12 protein-coding genes and 1 pseudogene are annotated in these 11,875 nt (G+C 59.2%); 7 read left to right on the forward strand and 6 right to left on the reverse strand.

From position 1 onward, the window contains the following. The 4 genes and pseudogenes from PMI29_RS03240 to fabF all read left to right on the forward strand — a co-directional run. A pseudogene (locus tag PMI29_RS03240) lies at positions 1-240 on the forward strand (polysaccharide biosynthesis protein); the annotation flags it as partial. A gap of 112 nt (positions 241-352) precedes the next feature. Beyond that, positions 353-688 carry a ComEA family DNA-binding protein gene (locus PMI29_RS03235; protein ID WP_008003313.1) on the forward strand — a complete coding sequence of 112 codons (336 nt, stop codon included), beginning with the start codon at positions 353-355 and terminating at the stop codon, positions 686-688. Between the two features lie 659 nt (positions 689-1,347). Continuing rightward, positions 1,348-2,142, forward strand: coding sequence for an SDR family NAD(P)-dependent oxidoreductase (locus PMI29_RS03230; protein ID WP_008003315.1), 795 nt, complete (start codon positions 1,348-1,350; stop codon positions 2,140-2,142). Positions 2,143-2,173: 31 nt separating this feature from the next. Then, positions 2,174-3,448: a beta-ketoacyl-ACP synthase II gene (gene fabF / locus PMI29_RS03225; RefSeq protein ID WP_008003316.1), complete on the forward strand. Its 1,275-nt coding sequence runs from the start codon at positions 2,174-2,176 to the stop codon at positions 3,446-3,448. Here the strand turns inward: fabF and PMI29_RS03220 are convergent. The 6 genes from PMI29_RS03220 to rfbB all read right to left on the reverse strand — a co-directional run bounded on the left by PMI29_RS03220 (position 3,445) and on the right by rfbB (position 8,960). Then, positions 3,445-4,002 carry a TetR/AcrR family transcriptional regulator gene (locus PMI29_RS03220; RefSeq protein ID WP_008003318.1) on the reverse strand — a complete coding sequence of 186 codons (558 nt, stop codon included), beginning with the start codon at positions 4,000-4,002 and terminating at the stop codon, positions 3,445-3,447. The genes fabF and PMI29_RS03220 overlap by 4 nt on opposite strands. 168 nt (positions 4,003-4,170) lie before the next feature. Beyond that, the gene (locus tag PMI29_RS31530; protein WP_007985427.1) at positions 4,171-4,338 is read right to left on the reverse strand and encodes a DUF2897 family protein; all 168 of its coding nucleotides are present in this window, start codon (positions 4,336-4,338) and stop codon (positions 4,171-4,173) included. A 129-nt stretch (positions 4,339-4,467) separates the two neighbouring features. After that, positions 4,468-5,832 (reverse strand): ethanolamine permease, encoded by a 1,365-nt coding sequence (gene eat, locus PMI29_RS03215; RefSeq protein WP_008003321.1) that lies wholly within the window; start codon positions 5,830-5,832, stop codon positions 4,468-4,470. A gap of 257 nt (positions 5,833-6,089) precedes the next feature. Further along, positions 6,090-6,959 carry a dTDP-4-dehydrorhamnose reductase gene (gene rfbD, locus PMI29_RS03210; RefSeq protein ID WP_008003323.1) on the reverse strand — a complete coding sequence of 290 codons (870 nt, stop codon included), beginning with the start codon at positions 6,957-6,959 and terminating at the stop codon, positions 6,090-6,092. A gap of 46 nt (positions 6,960-7,005) precedes the next feature. Next, the gene (rfbA, locus tag PMI29_RS03205; protein ID WP_008003325.1) at positions 7,006-7,881 is read right to left on the reverse strand and encodes a glucose-1-phosphate thymidylyltransferase RfbA; all 876 of its coding nucleotides are present in this window, start codon (positions 7,879-7,881) and stop codon (positions 7,006-7,008) included. Next, positions 7,878-8,960 (reverse strand): dTDP-glucose 4,6-dehydratase, encoded by a 1,083-nt coding sequence (gene rfbB, locus PMI29_RS03200; protein WP_008003327.1) that lies wholly within the window; start codon positions 8,958-8,960, stop codon positions 7,878-7,880. Before rfbB ends, rfbA begins: the two co-directional genes overlap by 4 nt. A 344-nt stretch (positions 8,961-9,304) precedes the next feature. On the opposite strand from rfbB, the gene kdpF reads away from it, so the two are divergent. The 3 genes from kdpF to PMI29_RS03190 all read left to right on the forward strand — a co-directional run. Beyond that, positions 9,305-9,394, forward strand: coding sequence for a K(+)-transporting ATPase subunit F (kdpF, locus tag PMI29_RS31535; protein WP_007899818.1), 90 nt, complete (start codon positions 9,305-9,307; stop codon positions 9,392-9,394). An 8-nt stretch (positions 9,395-9,402) separates the two neighbouring features. Then, positions 9,403-11,097 (forward strand): potassium-transporting ATPase subunit KdpA, encoded by a 1,695-nt coding sequence (gene kdpA / locus PMI29_RS03195; protein ID WP_008003329.1) that lies wholly within the window; start codon positions 9,403-9,405, stop codon positions 11,095-11,097. 10 nt (positions 11,098-11,107) lie between these two features. Continuing rightward, on the forward strand, positions 11,108-11,875 hold a 768-nt coding region (locus PMI29_RS03190), incomplete at its 3' end, for a P-type ATPase (protein WP_008003331.1).

An 11,875-nucleotide genomic window follows, 5' to 3' on the forward strand; every position in this document is an offset into this window, starting at 1 on the left:
TACGAAGAGCTGTTGATCGGTGACAACGTCAGCGCGACCCAGCATCCAATGATCATGACGGCCAACGAGGATCACCTGTCCTGGGATTTGCTGAAGGGCAAGTTGACCGAGTTGCTCGCCGCGGTGGATCAGGACGACTATGCGCGCGTCCGCCAGTTGTTGCGCGACACCGTCAGCGGCTACACCCCCGACGGTGAGATTGTCGACTGGATCTATCAGCAGCGCCGCCTGGAACCCTGATTGTTTCATATGCAGTAACGTACACATTTTTGACAGTCCCATGGCATGGCCTACGTTTGGAGAGCAGCTTCGGAAAAGCTGCTTTCTCAAACGACGTCATGGAGTTTCACTAATGCGTACAAGCAGTTTCTACTCTCTGGTATTCGCCCTTCTCACCTGCGTTTCCCTTACGGCAATCGCCGCGCCTGTCAAGGCACCTGAGGTGACGAATGCGCCTCTGGTGCAGGATGTGACCGTCAAGGCGCCATCCGGCAAAGTCGATCTCAATAGTGCTGATGCACCTACGCTGCAGCGTGAGCTGGCTGGGGTGGGCGAGGTCAAAGCGAAAGCAATTGTTGCTTATCGTGAAAGTAATGGTGCGTTTGCGTCAGTTGACGAATTGCTGGAAGTGAAGGGTATCGGCAAAGCGATTCTGGATAGAAACCGCGACAGGATCGAGGTGAACTAAGGGCGAAACTGGACGACAAAGGTCGATCATTGATCGGCCTTTGCCAGTAGCGAGAGTTATGCCCGGTGGGTCAGTCGCAGTACTTGAATGGTTTGTCGGTTACCCAAGATCAGGCAAAGTACAGGTCCGCGTTGTCCAGCAAGGTCGTCTGCCCAAGCAGCGTGATACTGCCACCGTAAGCGCCATCACTGCAATGTCGAATGTCACGACCAGCCCATTGGTTTGCAGCATTTGCGTCACTGCCTTGGTAGTCGTCCAGCCGTTGATATGCAGGGTGTCTTCACCTTGTTTGAATTCCTGGATGGTGTCCGAGTACCCATTTCCGCCAATCAGACATCGCTTTGATCGCCATATGGGCTGCTTCGACGCATGAAAGTCCTGTCGTTCAGTCACCGTTGAATGCGTACTGTTCATCCGCCCCACCATTTATCGGTCGGCCCGCAATACCGTTCATACCATCGCAGAGGTTCGGCGCGGTTTTGCGTTTATTCAGGGTCTACTCTCTCATACTGGCCTGGGCACCGACGAGAGCCGGCCGCTTCGTGGATATGGAAAATTACGGCTATCATATTGTGTTTGAATTATGCGTATAATAAATACCGCTTGCGTCGAAGTGCCTTGGCGTCAGGCGTCCTTCAGCATCCTTCAGGAGCACCGTCATGAATTCAGTTCAGTCCCAAGGTACGGCCCTCGTCACCGGCGCTTCTTCCGGTATAGGGGCGGTTTACGCTGAGCGGTTGGCAGCCCGTGGTTTTGATTTGTTGCTGGTGGCTCGCGACGAGCAGCGGCTGGAAGCGGCGGCGAGCAAGCTGCGCTCCGAGCATGGGATCAAGGTCGAGGTGCTGAAGTCGGATCTGACCCGGAAGGTAGACGTATTGCAGCTCGAACAGCGGTTACGCAGCGATTCGAGTATCAGCCTGTTGCTCAATAACGCCGGTGTGGCGGCGGACGGGCTATTGGCCAATGCCGATACCGACCAACTGGAGAGAATGATTCAGTTGAATATTACCGCGGTCACGCGATTGGCCTCGGCGGCTGCGGCCATTTTTACCAAGGCCGGGCGCGGCACGATCATCAATATCGCATCGGTGGTGGCGTTGTTTCCCGAGCGTTTCAACGCGACGTACAGCGCCAGCAAGGCTTATGTATTGAGCTTGACTCAATCGTTGAACGCCGAGCTGAATGGCACCGGGGTGAGGATTCAAGCGGTGCTGCCCGGTGTGACACGTACTGAAATCTGGGAACGCTCCGGTATCGATGCGTCGCAGATTCCTGCGGAAATGGTGATGGAGGCAGGTGAGATGGTCGATGCTGCGTTGTCGGGTCTGGATCAGGGTGAATTGATCACTATCCCTTCGTTGCCCGATGCGGCGGATTGGGATGCGTTCGTGGCGGCGCGTCATGTGATGGCGCCTAATCTTTCCAAAAGCAAGGCCGCTGCCCGTTATCGGTAAGCGCCATCAATCGGTTTGAGGTGTGTTTGGTATGAGTGATCGTCGCGTAGTTGTAACAGGCATGGGCCTGGTATCGCCGCTGGGGAGCGGTGTCGAAGCGGTCTGGGCGCGGCTGTTGGCCGGGCGTTCCGGGCTGCGCACGTTACCTGAAGAGGTGGTTGCCGATCTGCCGGCCAAGGTCGGTGGTGCGGTGCCGACGCTGGCTGATGATCCGCAGGCGGGTTTCGATCCGGACCGGGCAACCCCACCCAAGGAACAGAAGAAGATGGACCGCTTCATCCTGTTTGCCATGGAAGCCGCGCGTCAGGCACTGGAACAAGCCGGCTGGCAAGCGCTGGATGCCAATGCCCAGGAGCGCACGGCCACCATCATCGGTTCAGGTGTGGGTGGTTTCGGCGCGATTGCCGACGCGGTGCGCACCACCGATAGCCGTGGTCCGAGACGTTTGTCGCCATTCACCATCCCGTCGTTTCTGGTCAACCTCGCGGCAGGTCATGTGTCGATCCAGCATGGCTTCAAGGGGCCATTAGGCGCGCCCGTCACGGCATGCGCCGCCGGGGTTCAGGCGATTGGTGACGCGGCGCGGCTGATTCGTGCGGGTGAGGCGGATATCGCGGTGTGCGGCGGTGCGGAAGCGGCGATCGATCGGGTCAGTCTTGCCGGGTTTGCAGCTGCTCGCGCCTTGTCCAGCGCTTACAACGAAACGCCTGAGCGCGCATCGCGACCTTTCGACAGTGGTCGCGATGGCTTTGTCATGGGAGAGGGGGCCGGGCTACTGGTTATCGAGTCTCTGGAGCATGCACTGGCTCGGGGTGCTCAACCTCTGGCGGAACTGGTCGGCTACGGCACCAGCGCCGATGCCTATCACCTGACCGCTGGCCCCGAAGACGGCAGCGGTGCGCGGCGAGCGATGTCGTTGGCATTGGCTCAGGCAGGTGTTTCGCCGGCTCAGGTTCAGCATCTGAATGCTCATGCAACCTCGACCCCGGTGGGTGATCTGGGTGAACTGGCAGCGATCAAGGCGCTGTTCGGTGTGCAAAACGGCATCGCCGTGACATCGACCAAGTCGGCGACCGGGCATTTGCTCGGTGCAGCGGGAGGACTCGAAGCGATCTTTACGCTGCTGGCGATCCGCGACCAGATCGTGCCGGCGACTCTCAATTTCGAGAACCCGGACCCTGCCACTGAAGGTGTGGACATCGTTCATGGCAACGCGCGGCCGATGGCGATCGAATACGCATTGTCCAACGGCTTCGGATTTGGCGGGGTCAATGCCAGTGTGCTGTTCAAGCGTTGGCAGGGTTAATCCTGCGAGTGTTTGAGGTGTTCGCGTGCGACGTCGAGAATCCGTTGGGCAAACTCGGTGTCGGCAACGCTGCGGGATAACAGCAAGGCGCCGACCAGCGTAGACATGATGACGATGCTGCGCTCGGCGGTGCGCTCTCCGTCAAGGGTGTGCTGGATCTGATCGAGTCGCGCCTGGAGCACGATGTCGCTGGTTGGACTCGGTTGACCACGCAGCCCCAGTTCCGAGGAAATGGTCAACAATGGGCAGCCTTCCTGAGGTGAGGTTTGATGCCATTCGGACAGATAAGCGTCGATGAAGGCTTCGAGTGGATGCTCCTCGGCGAAGATTTGCGCGCACAACTTGTCGACTTGTTCGCCAGCCTCTTGCAAGGCTTTTTCCACCAGTTCGTCTTTGGATTTGAAGTGCGAGTAAAAGCCACCGTGGGTCAAGCCCAGTGCTTTCATCAGGGGTTGCAGTCCGGTCGCGCCGATACCGTCGCGTCGAAATCGCGCTGAAGCTTCCTTGATTATGCGTTGGTGGGTCTGGGCTTTATGGTCCTGCGAGTAACGCATCTGATATCTCCGCATCAATGCGGCCCATATTAACCAATGAAAATTGCATGGTGACTGTACTTCTACTTCTAAAAAGCATGCAGATGCTTCGATATGGGGACGAAGCGGCATGGTTTCAGGCGCTTTCACGCAAAAACAAACCCCGCCGTTCCAGGCGGGGGTTTTCAGTCAGCGGTCCTGCGCTTCCTTGGCGTCCATTTCCGCATTGCGTTCGGCGACGCGCTTACGTTGCTCTTCGGTCAGTTCGACCTTGTTGGCGGTGTCACGCAGCAGCATCAGACCACCAACGATCGAGCCGATGGCAACGACCAGAATCAACCAGGCATACCAGGGCATAGGACTCTCCTTGAAAACAGGCGGTCGGCGAAGGTTCATCAACCGATCGTGCATACCACTTTGAGTGATGGGGTTCCATCGCTATCACCCTTATTCTATGCCTGTTGTTCAAGGTTCACCCGAACGCTTTCAATGTCCGGTCAACATCGCATCCGCCGGTGCGTCGGCACGTAATTGCGCAGTGAGCATGAAGTACACGAAACCTGCCACCATGAAGCCCAGGAAGATCAGACCGATCAACGTGTTGAACCAGGCCATCGCCACCAGGCACACCACCGCCAGCATCAGTGCAATGAACGGCACCAGCGGGTAGCACGGAGCGCGGAAGGTGCGTTCCAGGTTCGGCTCGGTTTTACGCAGTTTGAACAGGCTGAGCATGCTCATGATGTACATCACGATGGCGCCGAACACGGCCATGGTGATCATCGCGGCGGTCAGCGTCATGCCGCCGAGGTTGATCAGTCCGTCGCTATAGATGGCTGCAATGCCGATTACTCCGCCGGCGACGATCGCCCGGTGTGGAGTCTGAAAACGCGACAATCTGGCCAGGGATGCCGGTAGGTAACCGGCCCGGGCGAGGGCGAAGAACTGCCGCGAGTAGCCGAGGATGATCCCGTGGAAACTCGCCACCAGGCCGAACAGGCCGATCCACACCAGCATGTGCAGCCAGCCCGAGCTTTCGCCGACCACGGTTTTCATCGCCTGCGGCAGCGGGTCGTTGATGTTCGACAAGGTGCGCCAGTCGCCGACGCCACCGGCGAAGAACATCACGCCCATCGCCAGTAGCACCAAGGTCAAAATACCGCTGATGTAAGCCTTGGGAATCGTGCGCTTCGGGTCCTTGGCTTCTTCGGCGGCCATGGCTGCGCCTTCGATGGCGAGGAAGAACCAGATGGCGAAGGGGATGGCCGCGAACATCCCGGCAATCGCCGGAGCACCGAACACGTCGGAGCCGGCCCAGCCATTGAGCGCGAAGTTGCTGAAGCTGAATGCCGGGGCGACGACACCCATGAACACCAGCAATTCGGCGACCGCCAACACGCAGACCACCAACTCGAAGGTCGCTGCCAGTTTCACGCCAAGGATGTTCAGGCCCATGAATACGATGTAGGCACCGACTGCCGCGTGTTTCGGATCCAGGGCGGGAAACTGGACATTGAGATAGGCGCCGATGGCCAGGGCAATCGCCGGCGGGGCGAAGACAAATTCGATCAGTGTCGCCAGCCCGGCGATCAATCCGCCTTTTTCGCCAAAGGCGCGACGGCTGTAGGCAAAGGGACCGCCCGCGTGAGGAATGGCGGTGGTCAGCTCGGTGAAACTGAAGATGAAGCAGGTGTACATGGTGGCGACCATGAACGAGGTCACCAGAAAGCCCAGCGTCCCGGCCACGCCCCAGCCATAACTCCAGCCGAAATACTCTCCGGAAATCACCAGCCCGACGGCAATACCCCACAGATGCAAGGTGCCCAGCGTGGGTTTGAGTTGTGTGTTCATGCGTTTGCTCCCTGAGTGGTTTGGAAAGCTCAGGGGGGCAGTGCAGTGGGCGTGCCATTTCGCGATTGTGCGTCGTAATGGGCTGAAAGCTGTCGTATCGGGGATGTTCGCCACCGGATGCACGAATTTTATGCTTCAGTCAGGGGCGCAGTTGTTTCAGATGCCGCTTTCGCGAGCAAGCCCGCATACCCGCTACCCGACACCGCAGCGACGCGGAGATTTCGTAGTTCAATGCTGGTGCGGGCTGCGGTTGATGCTCAGGTTTGTTCGGTAAGGCACTCGCGCAACGCCGTTTGCCAGTCAGGTTGACTGACGCCCCAATCGCGTTGCAAGCGACTGCAATCCAGGCGCGAGTTGAGCGGTCGGGCGGCCGGCGTAGGGTAGTCGCTGGACGGGATCGGTAACAGGTCGGCGCAGGGCCTGCCCTGTTGTCGCAATGTTTCGCCGATCGCTTGGGCGAAGCCGAACCAGGAGGTTTCACCTTGAGCGGTCAGGTGATAAGTACCCCAGTTGGCAACTTCGTTCGTCTGCCAGCGTTCAATCAGGGCAAGGGTGCTATTGGCGATTGTACCGGCCCATGTAGGCGCTCCGATTTGATCGGCGACTACACGTAACTCGGGTTTCTCTTGCAGCAAACGCTGCATCGTCAGCAGAAAGTTGCGGCCATGGGTTGAATAGACCCAACTGGTACGCAGGATCAGATATTTACCTTGCACATCCCTGATGGCCTGTTCACCGGCCAGCTTGCTCTTGCCGTACGCCCCGAGCGGATTTGGCGTGTCGTCCTCGTTGTAGGGGCTGGCTTTCATCCCGTCGAATACATAGTCCGTGGAGTAATGTATCAACGGGATGTCGAGAGCCAGCGCTTCTTCGGCGAGGATGCCGGGAGCTACCGCATTGATGGCAAAGGCTGTTTGCGGCTCGCTTTCTGCCAGATCAACCGCGGTATGGGCCGCTGCGTTGATGATCAGATCGGGCCGGACGTTTTGCACCTGACGGTGAATCTGATCGGGTTGCGCGAGATCGAGCTGATCGCGACCCAATACGATCAGTTCGCCGACAGCCCCCAGCCGCCGCTGCAACTCATGTGAAACCTGACCGTGCCGGCCATTGATGAGTATTTTCACGGGTACAGTCCAGTCTCGTTACCGGGCAAATCGGGCTCACACAGGTTCATTGCTCTTCCCCTGCGAGTTTGGCCAGGTACTGGCCATATCCGGTCTTGCCGAAGTACCGGGCGCGCTCCAGCAACTGCTCGCGGTTGATCCAGCCATGTTCATAGGCAATCTCTTCGAGACAGGCAACTTTGAGGCCTTGGCGGTGTTCGATGGTTTGCACGTACTGGGAGGCTTCGAGCAAGCTATCGTGGGTGCCAGTGTCGAGCCAGGCGAAACCTCGACCAAAGCGTTCGACCTGCAGATCGCCACGTTGCAGATAGGCATTGTTGACGTCGGTGATTTCCAGCTCGCCGCGAGGCGAAGGTTTTACCGCCTTGGCAATCTCGATCACGTCGTTGTCGTAGAAATACAGGCCGGTAACGGCATAACTTGATTTCGGCTTTTTCGGTTTTTCCTCGATCGAAAGCGCACGGCCGTCGCTGTCGAAATCGATGACACCGAAGCGCTCGGGGTCTTTGACCCAGTAACCGAACACGGTGGCGCCGGAAGAGCGTTTTGCCGCGCTCTGCAATTGTTCGCCAAAGTGCTGACCATGGAAGATATTGTCGCCGAGGATCAGGCACACAGAGTCATTGCCAATGAACTCTTCGCCAATCAGAAAAGCCTGGGCCAGACCGTCCGGTGATGGCTGCTCGGCAAAGCTGAAATTCACCCCGAACTGGCTGCCGTCACCCAGCAGATTGCGATATTGAGGCAGGTCATGCGGTGTGGAGATCAGCAGAATATCCTTGATGCCGGCCAGCATCAGCACCGAGATCGGATAATAGATCATTGGCTTGTCGTAGACCGGCAACAGCTGCTTCGACACTCCGAGCGTAATCGGGTGCAGGCGTGTGCCCGAGCCACCCGCCAAAACGATGCCTTTCATCATGCGAGCAGTTCCTTGGGATTGATGGCGCCAAGGCGTTCGCCCTGATAGCTGCCATCTTGAACACGGCGGCACCATTGCATGTTGTCCAGGTACCATTGAACGGTTTTGCGCAAGCCGGTTTCGAACGTCTCCTCGGGCACCCAGCCCAGTTCGCGTTCAATCTTGCTGGCGTCGATTGCGTAGCGCAAGTCATGGCCAGGACGATCCTGGACGAACGTGATCAGGTCGGCGTAATGCGCAACGCCCTCAGGCTTGTGCGGTGCCAGTTCTTCAAGCAAGGCACAGATGCCACGCACCACATCGATGTTCTTTTGTTCGTTGTGCCCGCCGATATTGTAGGTCTCGCCGACGGTGCCGGTGGTCACGACTTTGAGCAGTGCCCGGGCATGGTCTTCGACGAACAGCCAGTCGCGAACTTGCAGGCCATCGCCATACACCGGCAGCGGCTTGCCGGCCAAGGCATTAAGGATGACCAGCGGAATCAGTTTTTCGGGGAAGTGGAACGGCCCGTAATTGTTCGAGCAATTGGTCAGCAGCACCGGCAGGCCATAGGTTCGTTGCCAGGCGCGGACCAGGTGGTCGGACGCTGCCTTGCTGGCGGAGTAGGGCGAGCTCGGTGCGTAGGGCGTCGTTTCCGTAAACAGATCGTCGGCACCGTGCAGGTCGCCGTAAACCTCGTCAGTGGAAATGTGATGAAAGCGGAAGGCGCTTTTCTCAGGCGACGGGAGGGCTTGCCAATAGGCGCGGCTGGCTTCGAGCAGGCTGTAGGTACCGACGATGTTGGTCTGGATGAATTCCGATGGCCCGTCGATGGAACGGTCGACGTGGGACTCCGCTGCCAGGTGCATGATCGCGTGAGGCTGGAAACGTGCCAGCACGGCTGTGACGCTCGCCTGATCCACGATATCGGCCTGAACGAACTCGTAGCGAGTGTCGTTGGCAATGCTGGTCAGCGATTCGAGATTGCCGGCATACGTCAGTTTGTCCAGGTTGAGCACTTCATGCTCAGTGTGTTGAATCAGCTCGCGAACAAGGGCCGAGCCTATGAAACCGGCTCCGCCGGTAATAAGGATACGCACGTTGGGCCAGCCTTTTTCAGTAATGCGGATAACGGTAGCTTGCAGGCGCGAGCGGGGAGGTGCAAGAGTTCTTGACCCCATTCGGTTGCGTCGCGCCAATCGGGCGGGATTATCCACGACTTGCAGCCATCCCTCACTACTCTCGCGCACAATTTAGAGTTCTACCTGCGACACTCCCGTTTTTTTCCGCACTGGAGCTCCTCCTCACACCCTGCAACCCCTGCGTAAACCCACTCTTTACGTTTTCTTTATGCCCCGCCCGCACCCTCGATCTCGTTCCTTTACAGCCTCCTTTCCGACAATGACTCCACACGCGGCAATACGCCGTAACACGGAGAACTTCCATGAGCGTTCTGGACGGGGTGTCGCTGCTGCTGGCAGTGGGGCTGTTCATTTATCTGTTGGTTGCGCTGCTGCGCGCGGACCGGAACTAGGAGCGGCTATGCACAGTTATGACTATTGGCTGATCCTCGGGTTTTTCGCCCTGGTATTGGTCCCGGCGCCGTTTCTCGGGCGCTTCTACTACAAGGTGATGGAAGGGCAGCGCACCTGGCTGACGCCGGTTCTCGGTCCGGTCGAACGCGGTTGTTATCGTCTGGCCGGCGTCGATCCGCAAGCCGAACAGAGCTGGCAGAAGTACGCACTGGCCTTGCTCGCCTTCAACCTCGCGGGTTTCCTGCTGCTGTTCGCGATCCTGTTGTTCCAGGACCACTTGCCGCTGAACCCGCAAAACCTGCCGGGCCAGGAGTGGACACTGGCGTTCAACACCGCCGTCAGCTTCATGACCAACACCAACTGGCAGGCCTACAGCGGTGAAGCGTCCCTGAGCTACTTGAGCCAGATGGTCGGCCTCACCGTGCAGAACTTCGTCAGCGCCGCCACCGGTCTCGCTGTGCTGGTTGCTCTTTGCCGCGGTATCGGGCGCAAGTCCACCCAGTCCCTGGGCAACTTCTGGGTTGACATGACCCGCGCCACCCTCTACGGCTTGCTGCCCATGTGCCTGCTGCTGGCGCTGTACCTGGTCTGGCAGGGCGTGCCGCAAACCTTCGCCCAGTACGTGAACGCGGTGACGATGCAGGGGGTCGATCAAGTGATTCCGCTCGGCCCGGCCGCCAGTCAGATTGCGATCAAGCAATTGGGCACCAATGGTGGTGGTTTCTTCGGCGTGAACTCAGCGCATCCGTTCGAGAACCCGACCGCGTGGAGCAACCTGTTCGAAATGGCCTCGATCATTCTGATCCCCGTCGCGCTGGTGTTCACCTTCGGCCATTACGTGAAGGACCTGCGCCAGAGCCGCGCGATCATCGCCTGCATGCTGGCGCTGTTCCTGATCGGCGGCGCGACCTCGCTGTGGGCTGAATACCAACCGAACCCCGCCCTGAACAATGTCGCTGTCGAACAGACGGCACCGCTGGAAGGCAAGGAAGCGCGTTTCGGCACCACTGCCACGGTGTTGTGGTCGGTGACCACCACGGCCGCGTCCAACGGTTCGGTCAACGCCATGCACGACAGCCTCAACCCGCTGAGTGGCATGGTGGCGCTGGTCAACATGATGGTTGGCGAAGTGATCTTCGGTGGTGTTGGCGCCGGTCTCTACGGCATGTTGCTCAACGTGCTGATCGCAGTGTTCCTCGCCGGCCTGATGATCGGCCGCACCCCGGAATACCTCGGCAAGAAACTGCAAGCCAAAGAAGTGCAATTGCTGGTGGTGACCCTGATGGTCATGCCGATTGGCGTACTGGTGCTCGGCGCGATTGCCGCCAGCCTGCCAGGCCCTGTGGCCGCCGTGAGCAACCCTGGCGCTCATGGTTTCAGTCAGTTGCTCTACGCCTACACCTCGGCCAGTGCCAACAACGGTTCGGCGTTTGGTGGCTTCGGCGCCAACACCCCGTTCCACAACCTGATGCTGGGCCTTGGCATGTTGATCGGTCGCTTCGGTTACATCCTCCCGGTTCTGGCCCTGGCCGGCAGCCTGGCGATGAAGAAAACCGCACCGATCGGGCAGAACAGCTTCCCGACCCACGGCCCGCTGTTCGTGACCCTGCTGACCGTGACCATCTTGCTGGTGGGTGGCCTGACCTTCTTGCCGACGTTGGCGCTGGGTCCTATCGCTGAACATCTGAGCATGGGCTTCTGAGGATTATTTGATGAATATGCCCGTAATTAAACCGGTCGCCATGAAAGCGCCGGAACAATCGAAAACCGCGATCTCGGCCCTATGGCGCCCGGCGCTGCTGCAAGCCTTCGTCAAGCTCGACCCACGGCAATTGCAGCGTGCGCCGGTGATGCTGGTGGTCGAACTGACAGCGATCCTGACCACCGTGCTGTGCTTCATTCCCGACACGGCGGTGCCGACCTTCGTTGCCGCGCAAATCGCGGTGTGGCTGTGGTTCACCGTGCTGTTCGCCAACTTCGCCGAAGCCCTGGCCGAAGGCCGCGGTAAGGCCCGCGCCGACAGCCTCAAGGCCGGCAGCGAAGGCCTCAGCGCCCGGCGCAAAACCGGCAACGGCAGCTTTCAGGTGGTGCCGGCCGCCAACCTGCGCAAAGGCGATGTGGTGCGCGTCGAAGCGGGGGAGATGATTCCCGGTGACGGCGAGGTGATTGAAGGCATCGCGGCGGTCAACGAAGCGGCGATTACCGGTGAGTCGGCCCCCGTGATTCGCGAGTCCGGCGGCGACCGCTCGGCCGTTACCGGCAACACCCGACTGGTGTCCGACTGGCTGCTGGTGAAGATCACCGCCAACCCCGGCGAATCGACCCTGGACCGCATGATCGCCCTGGTCGAAGGCGCCAAACGGCAGAAGACCCCGAACGAAGTGGCGCTCGACATCCTGCTGATCGGCCTGACCCTGATCTTCCTGCTGGTCGTGGTGACCCTGCAACCGTTCGCCCACTTCGCCAATGGCAGCCTGCCG

This window comes from Pseudomonas sp. GM49 (assembly GCF_000282355.1).
In the GTDB taxonomy this organism is placed as follows: Bacteria; Pseudomonadota; Gammaproteobacteria; order Pseudomonadales; family Pseudomonadaceae; genus Aquipseudomonas.